This window comes from Ruegeria faecimaris (genome assembly GCF_900182615.1).
Lineage (GTDB): Bacteria > Pseudomonadota > Alphaproteobacteria > Rhodobacterales > Rhodobacteraceae > Ruegeria > Ruegeria faecimaris.
The window spans coordinates 23,749-39,855 of record NZ_FXTE01000021.1 but is presented as its reverse complement, the minus strand read 5'-3'; the positions used below and the strand labels follow the sequence as shown (position 1 = coordinate 39,855).

The window sequence follows — 16,107 nt, the reverse complement described above, 5'->3', positions numbered from 1 at the left end:
CGAGTGAAGCGCGACCCGGTTCTTGCGCGTGTGTTGAGCGACTTGAACCGAATGCGCAAGAAACGGATCAATTGGTTGACCTCAAACGGGAGCCGCCGTTCGTTCGCGGTAGCGAAGTCACTTTATTGGGATCAGTACCAACGCTGTTGCAAGAGCAATATCTAACGATTGAGCCTATGTGATCCGGACCTTGCCGATGTCCTCACCCGTCGCAACGCAGCTTCGCCAACCCTTATCTCTCAGATCGATTTATGAACGGGAAGGTCAACTGGCGGTTGGTCGTGAGATAGGACAGCGGCGCCCCTAAAACCTCTTCCGCCTTTAGAATCACAGAAGCCGAGGCACGGGCGTCCTCTCCAGCGTCATGGTGGTGAAACTCAAGACCGAGATGTTTTTTAAGATTTGCCAGCCCGTGCCCACCGGCGCCCTTCAATGAAGGCCATGCTTGGCGGGCAATCGTGACGCTATTCGTCCAATGCGACGTGATCATTGGCAGGCCATACCGGGCGCAAGCAGCCGTCATCGCCTTCTCATCAAACGTACTGTGTTGCACAAGGTTGTGCGTGTTCAGGACTTCAAACAAGGACGCATAGACCGTTGGGAATGTTCCAGCCCCAATCACGGTTTCGGCGGAAATCCCGTGGAGCTCAGTATTGAAAGCTTCAAACGGTCCCTCGGGGTCAATCAGGACAGAATAGGTTTGAATAAAACCAGCGTCGCTGACGAAACAAAGTCCGATCTGGCAGATGCTACTAATAGTCTTTCCCGCCGTTTCGACATCCAACGCAATAAAGCGAAAAGGGCCGTTCGGCGGCACATTAAGATGCCCAAATCTGTTCAACGTGTCCAACTCTCGGCGCCCTACATCTGTCGGATTTTCTCAGCCCTTGCTGCCAGGTCGACACCTACGCAACCTAGTTTTTGCGGGTCGAATGGGTCTTGGCAAGTCGTTCTCGCTCTCAAGGAGTGCAGTATGACTATATGACACTTCACGAAACGGCCCATACCGGCCGTTGGCCAATGGGTAAATATGCTGCGGTCTCAGCCCGCATTGCCGACCTTCACCGCGAGCGCGAACCCTCGGCTCGCCGAACTCACACATCGCGGACAAAGCTGCCTATCGCGGCAGCGCAGCAAGTGCTCGCTGAGGGAGATCTGCCTGCAAAAAACCTCTGCATACTGAAAAAAGTTGCATAAGTAGGTGTCATTTCTGTGAAAAGCAATGCGGACGTTTGACCGCCAAAAATCAGCCTGTGGTTACAGCGTTTTCTTGATTAGCGTCCCGTATCTAAGCATGATCCCGTTATGGCGGTTGAAATCGACAAATGGCTGAACGATCTCGAACTGGGTCAATACTCAGACGCTTTTGCACAGCATGATATCGACGCGCGCGTACTGCCACTACTGTCAAACGACGACCTTAAAGAGCTTGGGGTTAGTCTGGGCCATCGAAAAATCATCCTGGCAGCGGTTCAGGAATTGACTGGTCAAAAGCACTCGTCTCAATCGCCGCAGGCCGTAGACGTGGATGCAGACGAAGTCGGCCCGGTCCCCATTTCGGATGAATCGCAAGGCGTGACCTTATCCGCAAGGAAGCCTGCTTCATTAGCGATCGCAGAGAGGCGTCACTTAACAGTTTTGTTTGCTGATCTCGTCGCCTCGACTGAGTTGACTAACCGGTTTGATCCCGAAGACATGCGCGAACTGCTGCAGAGCTACCAGGATGCGGTTGCAGGTGCAGTTAGCAGGTATGGCGGCTACGTCTCGAAGTATTTGGGCGACGGTCTCCTGGTTTTTTTTGGCTGGCCTACAGCCTATGAAGATCATGCAGTTCGCGCTTTAAAGGCTGGTCTTGAGGCCGTTCGGCGGGTCAGAGATCTTAAAGCACCTGACGGTGAGCGTTTGTCAGCCAGGTTAGGTATCGCGAGTGGCGACGTGGTAGTTGGCGATACGATCGGTGAAAACACCTACGAAGAAGGAGCCATGACGGGGCCAATTGTCAATCTGGCAGCGCGGCTTCAGGAACACGCAGAACCGAACTCAGTTGTTTTATCTGCTGAGGAGACCGAAGAAACTTTGCATCGGCTATTTGAGTTTAGGTCTCTTGGACAAACCGAGCTGAAAGGTTTCAAAGAACCACGGACCCTTTTGACTGTCGTATCAGAACACAGCGCGGAAAGCCGGTTTCGAGCATCTTATAGGGACGAAAGTGGCAGCGTCATGATTGGTCGCGACTACGAAAAAGGTATCCTTTTACAATCATGGCTGCGTGCGCAGAACAGTCAGGGAGAGGTTGTTCTGCTTGCCGGTGAAGCAGGGATCGGTAAATCGCGATTGGCGGAAGAGTTTCTCGCTAATGCTGTAGCGACTAGCGAAGCTGATATTATCAGGCTGAACTGCTCTCCTTACCTTATCAGTAGCCCGTTCCACCCTGTCGCCCAGAGGATTTCTCAGGATGCTGGTGTGGGGACAGATTTTGATGACGACCAAATTCTCGACCTTGTCAAAAAAATGTTGGAAAGCCGAGAGGGCTTGGAATGGGAAAAGGTTCTGCCCGTCTTTGCCGCGCTGGTTGCGCCTCACAGTGCTCTTGCCCGAAGCGTTCTCGATATGTCACCGCAGGAGCAACGTGACCTCACGATTCAGACGTTAATCCACACGGTTCAGGTGCGCGCAAGCACGCGTCCTGTTATTCTTTGTGTTGAGGACGCGCATTGGATTGATCCTTCCACCCAAGCTCTTTTGGATCGCTTCAAAGCAATTTGCGCAGATCTGCCTTTGATGATTTTGATTACCCACAGGCCCGGCTGGGAACTGGCCCATGATGACGGGGAAGCGCACGTACATACGCTCCAGCTGCGTCGGTTCGATACGACCCATGTCTCGAACCTAGTTCGCCATGTTACCGGAAAAGCACCCGATGATGCTCTGATTGCCACAATCATTGAGAAGACGGACGGCGTGCCTTTGTTCGTCGAGGAACTGGCCCGGGCGATTGTTGAGGCGGGTGAACACGGGCAAGTCCACATACCCGCGTCTTTGAAGGGCACACTGATGGCACGTCTTGACGCGGTCTCGCCAGAGGCTAAACAAGTCGCGTTAACAGGAGCCGTCATTGGACGGGAGTTCGAGCCTAGCTTGCTGGCTTCCGCAATAGGTCTTGCGAGTGCGGAAATTCAATCTCGTATAGAAGAGCTGTCTCGAACGGGTTTGATCTTTGAAAGCGGGCACAATCGAGGGTATTTCGTTTTCCGTCATGCCCTTATTCGCGATACCGCCTATCAATCCATGCTGGGCTCAACCCGCAGACAACAACATGCAAACGTGGCCCGTGCTTTGATGCAGTTGCGGTCAGCTGAGATTGAACGTCGGCCCGAGTTGGTTGCCCGCCATCTTTCAGAGGCCGAAGAATGGCGTGCTGCGTTCGACAAATGGCAGACGGCAACTGAAATGGCATTGGCGCGATCCGCCAGCCAAGAGGCGATGGTCAACGCCAGGGAAACACTCAAAGCGGCCGAAAATCTTGGATCTGATAACGGTGTCGAAACGATCAAAGCCAAAATCCTTATTGGTCGCAGCCATGACAGCCTAGGTCAGTTGCCGGAGGGGATAGCGGCCTTGAAAGATGCCTCGGACGCCGCCCGTGGAATACACGATGTGGCGCTCGCCGCTGATGCTGCGAACCATTTTGCGGACTCGTGTATGATGTCGAGTAAGAGACACGGCGAGGCCATTGAACTTTGTGATAGAGCTCTGAACGACCTCCCCGACGATGACGAAGTACGGCAGTGCAGATTGATGAGCCAACTTGCACGGGCACATATGTTTGTCGGCCAGTTTTCTGAAGGCGCTCGCTATGGTCAGCAATCAATGGAACTGGCCGCGAAACTAGGGGACTATAAATCCCAATTCTCGGTGATGATGATGCATTTTGGGGCGCCATTCGTCGCGCGCAAAGGAAGAGAGGTACGTCATTGGCGTGAAAATCTTGATGCGATGCATCGAGTGGCCGAAAACCTAGGGAGTATTGATCAGGGTCGGGACCGGACACTCAGTCTTTTTGTCGGGGCCGAAATGGCCGACCGCGACTTGATGGATCATTCACTCGAATTGCTGACGGAGATTTCGGAAAAGGACAATCATCTGCAACTCTACTGGGTGCAAAAGCACGCACGCGCCATGGTTGCAATTATGGATGGCGATTTTGAGCAAGCGGAGATGCATGCCAACGAAGCGGTGAAAATCGGTCGTCAGACACATGGAGAACATGTTGAGGGCGTATTCGGTGTTCAGATGTTTACCATCCGCCGCGAACAAAACCGGCTGCACGAAGTTGCACCGGTGATCAAGAAGCTGATGACAGATAGCCCGGAAGACATTTCTTGGAAACCAGGATTTGGCCTTATTGCCGCCGAGTTGGGATACAAGGAACCAGCTGAACGCATACTGAATGAAATGGCAGAGAATGGCTTCGATCTTCCGCTTGATGCTATGTTTTCAACTACTTTGTCTTATCTCGCTGACATTTGTGTCGCAGTCGAGCATCTGGGACATGCTGAGACCCTCTATGACATGCTGACCCCATACGAAGAGCTGACGATCACCGCTGGGGCAACAACAGTTTGCGCCGGGGCGGCAGCAAGACGTCTAGGCAATCTGGCAGCGGTGCTAAAAAACTGGGACGCCGCTGAGAGGATGTTCCATAAGGCCATCGAAATAGACACGCGCATGAAGTGCCCACCGTGGATTGCGCACAGCAAGGCCGCGTATGCATCCGCGCTAAGGCAACGGGGCCGAACGAATGATTTGAAACTAGCGTTTCAACTAGAAGGGGAAGCGTTGGCAATTTCACAGCAATTGAGTATGGTTTTCCTTAGGTCAAAGCTCGAGGGAGTAGCTGTTTAAAGTCATTTACATGCTTGGGGGAGCATTATGCCAAGGTACATAATTGAGAGAAATTTTGCCGAGCAGCTGAACGTTAGCGACGACGACAAAATTCACATCAAAGAGATCAATGACGAAGTCGGGGTCGAGTGGATTTTCTCGTTCCTCAGCGCAGACAAGCGCAAAACATACTGCCTGTATGAGGCCCCTGACGAGGAAAGCCTCAGAAAGGCGGCCGAGCGCCTTAACATCCCAGCCGATGTCATAACACCCGTGGATCAGATAGATCCCGGAATATTCACCTGAGTATTCGCAGTTCTAAAACCTAATCCGAGGCGATTTAACTGCGGGACAACGCATCGGAAGTCACAACTATATGAGGCAGCCGCGCAAGAAGCCTGATCTGAAAACAGGGAGGCCTATGCATGTACGACATAAAAACACTCGACGGAAACACGGCAACTGTGGATCAAGGCGCTTTGGATGCGCTTAATTCCTCGCTTCGCGGCGGCGTCTACTTACAGGGCACTCCGGAATATGAAGGCGCAAGAACAACATGGAACAGCATGTTCGAACGTCACCCTGGGTTCGTGATCCGCGCGATGGGGGCGAGCGACGTACAGAAAGCTGTAAACTTTGTTAGGGACGCCAGCCTCATAATGTCGGTCCGATCAGGTGGGCATCAAATTGCAGGGCACGCTGTTGCAGACGAGACCGTATTACTCGATCTTTCCCAGATGCAATCGGTACACGTAGACCCTGTCAACAAGACTGCTCGGGTTGCACCGGGTGCATTGCTTGGCGATGTAGATCGCGAAACCCAGGCTCATGGGCTTGCTGTCCCTGTCGGCATCAATTCGACAACTGGTATCGCTGGTCTGACCCTTGGCGGCGGCTTTGGGTGGACCACGCGGAAATTCGGAATGACGATCGACAATCTTCTGTCGGCAGAAGTTGTGACGGCAAATGGGACGATTGTCTGCGCCTCGCCCACAAGCCATCCGGAGCTTTTCTGGGCCATCCGCGGTGGAGGCGGCAATTTCGGCGTCGTGACCTCATTCGAGTTCCAGTTGCATGATCTTGGGCCCGATGTTTTGTCGGGTCTGATCGTTCACCCGATCGAAAAGGCGCCAAAGCTGCTTGCAGAATTCGCAGCCATTGCAGATGACTCACCCGATGAACTGACCGTCTGGAGCGTGATGCGAAAAGCTCCTCCTCTCCCGTTCCTACCAGAAGAGTGGCATGGGAGAGAGGTGCTGATTTTTGCAGCTTGCTACAGTGGTCCTATAGACGATGGTGAAAAAGCCTTGTCGGGTTTGCGCGCGCTAGGAGAACCGATTGCCGATGTCATCTCACCTCACAAGTTTGTAGACTGGCAAGCAGCATTCGACCCTTTGCTTACACCGGGCGCTCGGAATTATTGGAAAAGCCATGATTTCGAAGCGCTTTCCTCGGAAGCAATCACAGGTCTTCTCGAGGCGGTTTCCAGCCTTCCCGACCCTGCTTGCGAAGTATTTATTGCGCATGTAGGTGGCGCAATGGCACGCATTGAACCCCACTCAACAGCTTATCCGCAACGATCAGCACACTTCATAATGAATGTTCACACACGTTGGGAAGACCCGAGCAAGGATGATGAGTGCATTGCGTGGGCGCGGGGACTTTATAATCAGATGCGGCCTCATGCGACCGGTAGCGCGTATGTAAACTTTATGCCCGAAGACGAAGCGGATCATATGGCTGGTGCATACGGCCTAAACAGCGGGAAGCTTTCGAAAATAAAGGGCAGCTATGATCCAAAGAACCTGTTCAGGATTAATCACAACATAGTGCCTGAGTAGGGCCATCCGATTTGGAAAGGCCGATCTATTCGGACGCTTAGAGCTTATGCTTGATATTTGACAACGAGTATTCTGTTACGCGTTAAGACCACCAAATATTTTTCGCGTCAAAAATGTCGACACTGTCTTTTCCACTGTCAGGCGAATTCCGTGTTCCGCTGCGACGGCAGGGATTTGTTGACCATTTAGCCGCTTTGGGCTCGAAGCTGACGCCGGAGCTATCGTGGCATCTTTTCGACTGCCTGACCTCGCTCAGGTGTGGGCGGCCCAAAGCGGTCACTCAGACAAATGCTGAAGTGCTGCATTCGCAGCCCGCATTGCTGGCATTCGCTGCAGACGCGAATTAACTGGGGCTGCAAGTATCCGTGTTGTCCCACGAAGTTGCCTATGAAGGTTTCGGTATGAAAGACCAGATTGTGGCAGCGGCGAAAGTCGCGGTTTGCCAAAGAAAAGCGTTCTCTTTCTATCTCCCCATGAACCACTTTCTAGGTGGTCCCATCGATACGGCACATTAGCGAACGGTGGTTTCTTGCGATGGCCATAATTGCGAAATGATAGTTGGGTCGTACTTTAAACGTCACCGATAGTCCGGCGGGACGATAACCGGTTTCACTTCACTACACCGAAACACGCTAGGTGCGCTCGCCTCGTTCCATCGAAAAAGTGTGATGTGCCAAAGGCCCGGGCGCCTTCGTGAGGGGTCAATCAATCCAATATGCCCGTCTGCTCTGATCCGATCAGCCGCGAGCCATGAGGACGGATCCCCACCGGCAGCTACGAGTTTGCGCCAGGGTTGACTGGCGAGTGCATAGATATCTGCGGCTTCGGGGCTGCGCAGATCGAACAACGCACATCGTTCCACCTCGAAAGTCAGCACAACCCGCGGGCGATCATCCTTTCTAACGTCCTGTCCGATGGCGACCCTTGCGCTTTCAACATCAGGGCTCAGATACAAAGCGTCTTGCCCGCGGCGATTAAACCGAGCGGGTGGGCGATCTGGTGCGCCGCGCATGAGGTGAACGTCTGGGTCATCGGCCCAAACAATCTTTACGAATTCCCCGGAAACTTCTGTCAGCATAATGGGTGGTACAGATCGCTTGCGCGTCGCGCAATGGGTGAGACACAATGCGACGGACATTTTCCTAGTAAAGAGAAGACGCATGATACCTTGATTGAAATCACTTACTCATGTTTCCTCGCACTCTGTTGCATTCCCAAAGGCCTCTCGCATGAAGGTTCCAAAGATCGCCCTCCTTGGCGCAATTCTCGAGTCAAATCGCTTTGCACCCCCGGCTGATTTGTCAGACTTTAAGTCTCTGACATGGCTATCAGGCGATGCTTTGATGTCTGAGGCCAGATTCGCGACACCAAAGCTGGCAATAGAATTTGCAGCCTTTGTCAGGGCGATGGATGCTACGGGCGACTGGACGCCGGTACCCTGTATCTTGGCAGCCAGCCATCCCGCAGGTCCAGTACGAAAAACCGTGATCGAAGAGATCATAGTGACTTCGGAAGACATGCTTCGCTCAGCTGGCCCTGTTGACGCAGTCTACATCTGCAATCACGGCGCGATGGTTGCCGAGCATGACCACGACCCCGACGGTTTGTTGATGTCACACATTCGGAGAGTTGTCGGACCGGACGTACCTGTCGTTGCGACACTCGATCTGCATGCAAATATCTCACAGCAGATGGTCGATGCCTGTGACCTGATCGTCGGCTATCGGACCAATCCTCACGTCGATCAGATAGAACGTGGCGAGGAAGCCGCCTTTTCGCTGCGCCGGGTTTTGGCGTCGGGCGTCCGGCCCCAAACCGCGCATGTCAAACTGCCTCTTGTTCCGGCATCCGTAACCCTTCTAAGTGCCGAGCACCCGTATGGCACGCTGATCGACCACGGTCAGCGACGACAAGCCGAAGGCCGAGGTGAGATTCTAAACGTATCGATCTTCGGCAATTTCCTTTTCTCCGACACGCCCGACAATGGTCTGAGCATCGTTGTTACTGCGCGTGAGGACCAGAAGGCGGCCAGTGCACTGGCGGAAGAACTGGCAGACATGGCTTGGTCGTTGAGGAAGGATTTCGTTCGAAAACTGACATCCGTGACGGAAGCGATCTCGATTTCCGCCGACCAAGCGCGCGCGCCTGTGATTTTCTCCGATGCCGGTGACAATCCTGGTGGCGGCGGCAGTGGCAGGACGACAGAACTGTTAGCCGCTCTTCATGCGGCAAAAGCCGAAGAATGCCTGTACGGTTCCTTTTGTGATCCGGAACTTGTGAACGAAGCCCATCGCATCGGTGTCGGCGGTAAATTCAGGGCACAATTCAACCGTTCTTCCGATTCCAGTGTTTTCTGGGCGCAGTGGGATGTGCCTTTCGAGGCGGATGCGGAGGTCTTGGGTCTTCACAATGGAGATGTGGTCGGTGAACTGGGAATGACGGCCGGTCGGAGATTGGCCCTGGGGCCATCCGCTGCGCTTCGTATTGGTGGCATCACCGTGGTAGTGATAACCGATCGCACGCAGACCGCCGATCCCGTGTTCTTTCACATGTTCGGACTGGATATTGCGTCGGCCCGGACCGTTGTTGTGAAATCCCGAGGCCACTTTCGGGCCGGGTTTTCCAACTGGTTTGGGCCAAACCAGGTTTTTGAGGTCGACACGGGCGGGCTTACGTCGCCAGTTCACGACCGCTGGCCGTTTGCGAATTTGCCACGACCGAACTTTCCGATGGACATCGACGCCTCGTGGTCGGCTCAGTTGCTGCGCTAAACGGGCTCTGAATACTTGTCATGCGGCGTCGTCAATTTGACAAACTGCATGAACTGGCGGGCAAGCTGAGATGGTGGCCTGCCTGATGGAAGAACAAAGCTGGTGTCATAAAAAATGGCGGCGTCAAATGGCCTGACGACGACACCTTCCATCCCCGACGACAACAACGGGAAGGGATTGATCAGCGTCACACCCAAACCCTCGCGGACAAGCTCCAGAGCGGCCATGTTCGTTGCCGTTTCGGCGACTTGTTTTGGACGAATTCCGGCGCGCGCAAAGATCTTTTCGGTGATCGCTCGCGTCCCCAGCCTTCTCAGAAACTCTATCAGCGCTACACCTTCCAGATCCTGCGGCGTCACCACTCGTTTTTCCGACAGCGGATGGTTGCTCGGCATGGCGCAGACCACCTGACTGCGGCGCCACGGCATGAGGTGAACACCAGTTCGTTGGATCATCGCACTCGTCAAACCAAGATCGTAGCGGAGGTCGAGAATGCCGGCGACCAGCACGTCTGTCGCCTGAATATCCAATTGAAGCTGCTTTCCTTCATTCTTCTGGAGAAAACTGGCGACCCTAGAGATGACAAAGTGATGCGCCAGTGTCGGCGGCACGATCAGACGCAACGGCTCGTTATCCGGAGTAGCCCATTCTGCGCCCTCGATATCGGCAAGCGTCTCGAAGATTGGGTCCAGTTTTTCGTTGAGGCGCAACGCTTCGTCGGTTGGGTCAATGCGTCCCGACCGGCGGAGAAACAGCGACCGTCCAACTCGGGCCTCGAGTTGCGACAAGGACCGGCTTACGGCAGACTGAGAAATCCCGAGACGCCGTGCGGCGCCGATTGTCGTCCCAGTTGTGATCACGGCTCTCAGTGACTCGAACTCGCGCAGTCTGTGTCGGTGTTCCGTCATGCTGCATTCCTCCCCCGGTATGAGCGATTGAACATCCAAACTCTTGGATTGGTCTATGCAAAATTGCATAGCATTGAGTATTGGCAATGATTTTTGCGGTAGCTAGCCTTTCTTAATAGGGCGCGGGATCGGCCGAGGATTCGCCTATTCACAAGCGCCATACAAACAGGGAGTCTTTTTGATGAGGAAACTCACATCTGCGACAGCTGTCGCTGTCGGCATTTTGGCTTTCGGCGTCGGTGCTGTTTCGGCCGAAAAACTGACGATCGGCCTCGCTTCGGAGCCGACGTCGCTCGATCCGCATTTTCACAACTTGGGTCCGAACAACGCAATGTCCGTGCACATCTTTGACCGGCTGATCGCGCAGGATGAAAATCAGCGCCTATCACCGGGTCTTGCAGAGTCATGGGAGCCGATTGATGAATTGACTTGGGAGTTCAAGCTGCGTGAAGGCGTAAAGTTTCACGACGGAAGCGACTTTACGGCAGATGATGTAGTCTGCACCATGGCGCGCGCGCCGGACGTACCGAACTCTCCATCGGGATACGGCACCTATCTCAAGGGTAAGGAAGTCGTCAAGATCGATGACTACACGGTGCAATTCAAAACGGCCGCACCTTATCCGTTGATGGGCAATGACATTTCCACGATCCCTGTGATCTCAGAAGTGGGCTGCGAGGCAACGACGGAAGACTTCAACGCGGGTACGGCCGCCATCGGCACAGGGCCATTCAAGTTCCAAAGCTACACGCCGGGTGAAAGCATCGTGCTGGTACGGAACGACGGCTACTGGGGTGATGCGCCGATCTGGTCCGAGGTGGAATTCCGCCCGATCACCTCCGGTCCGAGCCGTGTTGCATCGCTTCTTGCCGGTGACGTCGACATGATATCGGGCGTCCCGACGACCGATATCACTACACTTCAGGGCAACGATGATATCCAGTTGAGCCAGGGCGTGTCCAACCGAGTGATCTATCTTCACATGGACCAATTCCGCGAGGATTCACCCTTTGTGAAGGCCAATGGTGGCGGCGATATCAAGAACCCGCTCATGGACGTCCGCGTCCGGAAGGCGATCAGCATGGCGATCAACCGCGATGCAATCGTTGAGCGTGTCATGGAGGGGGTTGCGTTACCCGCCGGCCAGCTTCTTCCCGAGGGGTTCTTTGGCGTGTCCGACAATTTGGACGTCGTGGCGTATGACCCGGACGGTGCTAAAGCGCTTCTGGCTGAAGCCGGTTATCCCGATGGATTTGAAATGACAATCCATGGGCCGAATGACCGCTACATCAACGACGCCAAAATCGCCGAGGCAATTGCGCAAATGTTGACCCGTGCTGGCGTCAAGACGGCCGTCGAAACCATGCCGCGTTCGGTATACTTTGGACGCGCTTCCAAAGGCAGCCCTGAGGGTCTGCCGGAATTCAGCTTTATCCTCGTCGGATGGGGCGCGGGGTCCGGCGAAGCGTCCTCGCCTCTCAAATCGCTGATCCATACCCATGACAAGGATGCGGGCTTTGGATCATCAAACCGTGGCCGACACTCGGATGCTGAAACCGACGCGCTGATCGAAGAAGCCTTGCGAACAGTCGATGACGCCAAGCGACAGGAACTGCTCGCCGCGGCGACAGAGCGCGCGATCGAGAATGTGGCAATCATTCCGACTCACTTCCAGGTCAACACCTGGGCGGCCAAAAAAGGTCTGAGCTACATCCCTCGGACCGACGAATACACTCTCGCGACAGGCGTCGTGAAAGAGTAACCGCAATGCATCCGGGCCGCCTTCGCAGCGGCCCGAAGCCTTTGCCCAGGGAATGTCCTCATGACCGTTTTTGTCATTCGCCGATTGCTGCAAGCAATGCTTGTTGTCTTTCTGATGTCGGTGATTGTCTTTTTTGGCGTCAACATCGTTGGTGACCCGGTCTACATGCTGGTAAGCCCTGACGCGGATCAGGCTGACATCGAAGCTGCCATTCGACGGCTTGGATTGGATCGGCCTATTTGGGAACAGTACTGGTTGTTCCTCAAAGGTGCAGCACAAGGTGACCTCGGCGATAGCTTCGTCTTCGGTGAGCCCGCGCTCAAACTGATCCTGCACCATATGCCTGCCACGATGGAACTGGCCTTCAGTGCACTCTTTCTTGCTATCGTGATCGGTATTCCATTGGGTCTTTATGCCGGGCTCTATCCCGATAGCCCGCTTTCCAAGGGAATCATGGCTGGCTCGATTCTCGGTTTCTCACTGCCGACCTTCTGGGTCGGACTAATGCTCATCATGCTGTTTGCAGTCGAACTTAGATGGGTCCCGGCGACAGGGCGTGGCGATATCGGCTCGTTTCTTGGAATTCACAGCAGCCTTTTTACGCTCGATGGGTTGAGCCACATCTTCCTGCCTGCTCTCAACCTGGCACTTCTTAAGATTTCACTGGCAATCCGCCTTACCCGAGCGGGTGTCCGTGAAGCGATGGGGCAGGATTATGTGAAATACGCCCGGGCCAAGGGTCTTTCGACCCGACGCATCATTCTGGTGCATGTGATGAAGAACATCATGATCCCGGTTGTGACCGTCATGGGCCTCGAATTCGGCAGTTTGATCGGGTTCTCGGTGGTGACTGAATCGATCTTTGCATGGCCCGGAATGGGCAAACTGCTGATCGACGCAATACTGCAATTGGATCGGCCCGTCGTCGTCGCCTATCTGATGATCATCGTACTGTTTTTCGTGCTGATCAATCTGATCGTCGACATACTCTACTCGATCCTCGATCCGAGGGTTCGTTTGCAGGATCAGGGCGCATGACCGACACCGTCACAGATCATTCACTGACCCCCACCAAATCCCCGAAAGTCGAGACGCCGTTCCAGCGTTTTCGAGCCGAGTTCTTCGAAAGCAGGATCGCGACAGCGGCGCTCGGCATATTCCTGGTCATCGTTCTGCTGGCCATCCTGGCGCCCTGGATCACGCCGCAGAACCCCTACGATCTTGGTCAGGTCAGCGTCATGGATGGGCGCTTGCCTCCAGGTTCCGAAGCATTCGACGGATACACGATGTGGCTCGGCTCGGACGGGTCTGGACGCGATCTCTACTCGGCAATTCTCTATGGCTTGCGTATTTCTCTGACCGTTGGGCTTGCATCTGGAGTGATTGCCCTTCTGATCGGTATGGTGATCGGTCTGGTCGCGGCCTACGCCGGTGGCCGGACCGAAGCGTTCATCATGCGCATCGTGGACCTTCAACTGTCGTTCCCGGCATCGCTGGTAGCACTGATGATGGTTGCGGCACTTGGTAAGGGTGTCGACAAGATCATCCTTGCCCTCGTAATTGCGCAATGGGCATACTACGCCCGCACGGTCCGCGCGACCGCGCTTGTCGAGCGTGGCAAGGAATATGTTGAAGCCGCACAATGTCTCGGCATTTCGCGTTCGCGGATCGTCTTTCGGCATCTTCTCCCGAATTGCATGGCGCCTCTGATCGTCGTTGGCACGGTACAAACCGCCAGTGCGATCTCTTTGGAAGCGACGCTTTCGTTCCTTGGCGTAGGCCTTCCACAGACTGAGCCGTCGATTGGGGTGCTGATCGCAAATGGATTCGAATACATGCTTTCAGGACGCTACTGGATTTCCGTTTTTCCCGGCGTCGCGCTGTTAATGACGGTCGTGTCCATCAACCTTGTTGGCGACCATTTGCGCGATGTTCTGAATCCGAGGTTGAAGAGATGACGGCAGTACTCGAAGTCAGCGGGCTGAAGACCCACTTCTTCACGCATGCGGGTGTGGTCAAGGCCGTTAATGGTGTGGATTTCACCGTCTCCAAGGGCGAGGTCATGGGGTTAGTAGGTGAGTCCGGGTCGGGCAAGTCGATCACCGGGTTCTCCATCCTAGGGCTGATCGATCCTCCCGGGCGCATCGTCGATGGGTCAATCCGTTTTAATGGTGACGAGATCGCGAACGCACCGGAAGAGCGACTCAAATCCTTGCGTGGCAACCGAATCTCGATGATCTTTCAGGATCCGATGATGACGCTCAACCCGGTCTTGCGCGTCGATACGCAGATGATCGAGGCCATTCTCGCCCATGAAAACGTCAACCGCCAAACCGCCTGGGAAAGAAGCCGCGATGCGCTTGGATTGGTCGGCATCCCATCGCCGGAAGAGCGATTGCAGGCCTATCCGCATCAGCTTTCCGGTGGGATGCGGCAGCGCGTGGCGATTGCGACAGCCTTCCTGAACCAGCCGGACCTGATCATTGCCGACGAGCCGACGACCGCGCTCGACGTGACAATTCAGGCGCAGATCATCCACGAGGCCCAGAAGCTGACGAAACGCACGGGAACCGCGATGATCTGGATCACGCATGACCTGGCCGTTGTGGCGGGGCTCGCGGATCGGATATCAGTTATGTATGCCGGACGGATCGTTGAGCAGGGCGGCATCGACGATGTGATAGACCGTCCGCTGCATCCCTATACGGTTGGGCTTCTTGGATCTGTTCCGACCGCTAACCGGCGTGGGCAGCGCTTGTTCCAGATCGAAGGGATGACGCCGAATATGTTCGCCCTTCCTGAAGGGTGCGCCTTTGGTCCTCGCTGTCAGGCTCGGACGGCAGCTTGTTCCGAACAACCCCAGATTAAGGACGTGGATGGCCGCCGCCTTCGCTGTTTCAACCCGCAGCGTACGGAGGAGACTACGCTATGACAGAGCCGCTCGTTGAAATCCGAGGCGTTTCGAAGCGCTTCACCAAGCGTTTGGACGTAGCGGGGAAAATCGCGCAGCGACTTGGCGCAAACATCCGTGAAGAAACTGTCCATGCAGTCGATAATGTAAACCTGTCGATCCAAAAGGGCGAAGTTCTGGGATTGGTCGGCGAGTCTGGCTGCGGCAAGTCCACGCTGGGACGTGTTGTGGCCGGCATTCACGCCGCTAGTGATGGGCAGATGTTCTATGAAGGCAAAGATGTCGCGACGTTGAGCGGCTCCGATAAACGCGCGGCAACCCTCGCTATTCAGATGATCTTTCAGGACCCTTTTGCCAGCCTCAACCCGCGTATGCGCGTCGAAGATATCATCGGTGAAGCACCGCGTATGCATGGGAGCGTCAGCAAGGCAGAGAGTGCGGATTACGTGGACGACGTTATGCGTAAGGTCGGCCTCGACCCGTCGCTCAAGCGGCGCTACGCACATCAGTTTTCCGGTGGGCAAAGGCAGCGGATCGTGATCGCGCGTGCGCTCGCCGTGAAGCCGAAGTTCCTTGTTTGCGACGAGGCCATCGCTGCGCTGGACGTATCGATCCAAGCGCAGGTTATCAACCTGTTCATGGACCTGCGCGAGGAGCTGGGCCTGACGTATTTGTTTATCAGCCATGACCTGAGCGTCGTCGAACACATCGCCGACCGCGTGGCGATCATGTATCTGGGCCGCATTGTCGAGAGCGCATCGACAGAGGAAATCTTCTCTGACCCACGCCATCCCTACACGAAAGCTCTGCTTGCAGAGGCTCCGCGCCTTGATCAGCGCCGGCGTGAGTTTGCCCCGATTGACGGGGAAATTCCGTCGCCGCTCGATCCACCATCTGGATGTACCTTTCACCCGCGTTGCCCGGTGGCGACCGCTGAGTGCCGCACCACCGTTCCAGAACTGAAAGCCGGGCGCGGCGGGCGCGAAACAGCCTGCCTGCTGGAACACGCCGAAACCGTTTGAACGAGAAG

13 protein-coding genes are annotated in these 16,107 nt (G+C 55.0%); 10 read left to right on the top strand and 3 right to left on the bottom strand.

The window, feature by feature from the left end:
- Positions 1 to 182: hypothetical protein (locus FN806_RS20610; RefSeq protein WP_221929507.1), on the top strand; the 182-nt coding region annotated here is incomplete at its 5' end.
- Positions 183 to 232: 50 nt separating this feature from the next.
- Here the strand turns inward: FN806_RS20610 and FN806_RS19740 are convergent.
- On the bottom strand, positions 233 to 841 hold the full coding sequence (locus tag FN806_RS19740) for an exonuclease domain-containing protein (protein ID WP_142640329.1): 609 nt from the start codon (positions 839 to 841) through the stop codon (positions 233 to 235).
- A gap of 464 nt (positions 842 to 1,305) precedes the next feature.
- On the opposite strand from FN806_RS19740, the gene FN806_RS19735 reads away from it, so the two are divergent.
- The 3 genes from FN806_RS19735 (at position 1,306) to FN806_RS19725 (ending at position 6,725) form a co-directional block, all read left to right on the top strand.
- Complete coding sequence (locus FN806_RS19735) at positions 1,306 to 4,905, top strand: adenylate/guanylate cyclase domain-containing protein (RefSeq protein WP_142640327.1); 3,600 nt, start codon at positions 1,306 to 1,308, stop codon at positions 4,903 to 4,905.
- 27 nt (positions 4,906 to 4,932) lie between these two features.
- Positions 4,933 to 5,190 carry a DUF4242 domain-containing protein gene (locus tag FN806_RS19730; RefSeq protein WP_142640326.1) on the top strand — a complete coding sequence of 86 codons (258 nt, stop codon included), beginning with the start codon at positions 4,933 to 4,935 and terminating at the stop codon, positions 5,188 to 5,190.
- Positions 5,191 to 5,309: 119 nt separating this feature from the next.
- The gene (locus FN806_RS19725) at positions 5,310 to 6,725 is read left to right on the top strand and encodes an FAD-binding oxidoreductase (protein WP_142640325.1); all 1,416 of its coding nucleotides are present in this window, start codon (positions 5,310 to 5,312) and stop codon (positions 6,723 to 6,725) included.
- A gap of 577 nt (positions 6,726 to 7,302) precedes the next feature.
- Here the strand turns inward: FN806_RS19725 and FN806_RS19720 are convergent.
- On the bottom strand, positions 7,303 to 7,803 hold the full coding sequence (locus FN806_RS19720) for an RES family NAD+ phosphorylase (protein ID WP_185956750.1): 501 nt from the start codon (positions 7,801 to 7,803) through the stop codon (positions 7,303 to 7,305).
- Positions 7,804 to 7,954: 151 nt separating this feature from the next.
- Between FN806_RS19720 and FN806_RS19715 the strand changes: the two genes are divergently transcribed.
- Positions 7,955 to 9,496 (top strand): M81 family metallopeptidase, encoded by a 1,542-nt coding sequence (locus FN806_RS19715; protein WP_142640323.1) that lies wholly within the window; start codon positions 7,955 to 7,957, stop codon positions 9,494 to 9,496.
- On the opposite strand, the gene FN806_RS19710 is transcribed toward FN806_RS19715, so the two are convergent.
- The gene (locus tag FN806_RS19710; RefSeq protein ID WP_142640322.1) at positions 9,493 to 10,404 is read right to left on the bottom strand and encodes a LysR family transcriptional regulator; all 912 of its coding nucleotides are present in this window, start codon (positions 10,402 to 10,404) and stop codon (positions 9,493 to 9,495) included. The two genes, FN806_RS19715 and FN806_RS19710, sit on opposite strands and share 4 nt — an antisense overlap.
- A 181-nt stretch (positions 10,405 to 10,585) precedes the next feature.
- Between FN806_RS19710 and FN806_RS19705 the strand changes: the two genes are divergently transcribed.
- The 5 genes from FN806_RS19705 to FN806_RS19685 are packed head-to-tail and all read left to right on the top strand — an operon-like array spanning position 10,586 to position 16,099.
- Entirely contained in the window at positions 10,586 to 12,166 is a 1,581-nt protein-coding gene (locus FN806_RS19705) for an ABC transporter substrate-binding protein (protein WP_142640321.1), read from the top strand.
- 60 nt (positions 12,167 to 12,226) lie between these two features.
- Entirely contained in the window at positions 12,227 to 13,204 is a 978-nt protein-coding gene (locus FN806_RS19700; RefSeq protein WP_142640320.1) for an ABC transporter permease, read from the top strand.
- On the top strand, positions 13,201 to 14,124 hold the full coding sequence (locus FN806_RS19695; protein WP_142640319.1) for an ABC transporter permease: 924 nt from the start codon (positions 13,201 to 13,203) through the stop codon (positions 14,122 to 14,124). The genes FN806_RS19700 and FN806_RS19695 overlap by 4 nt, the downstream gene beginning before the upstream one ends.
- Positions 14,121 to 15,098 carry an ABC transporter ATP-binding protein gene (locus tag FN806_RS19690; RefSeq protein ID WP_142640318.1) on the top strand — a complete coding sequence of 326 codons (978 nt, stop codon included), beginning with the start codon at positions 14,121 to 14,123 and terminating at the stop codon, positions 15,096 to 15,098. Before FN806_RS19695 ends, FN806_RS19690 begins: the two co-directional genes overlap by 4 nt.
- Positions 15,095 to 16,099 (top strand): ABC transporter ATP-binding protein, encoded by a 1,005-nt coding sequence (locus FN806_RS19685; RefSeq protein ID WP_142640317.1) that lies wholly within the window; start codon positions 15,095 to 15,097, stop codon positions 16,097 to 16,099. The genes FN806_RS19690 and FN806_RS19685 overlap by 4 nt, the downstream gene beginning before the upstream one ends.
- Positions 16,100 to 16,107 lie beyond the last annotated feature (8 nt).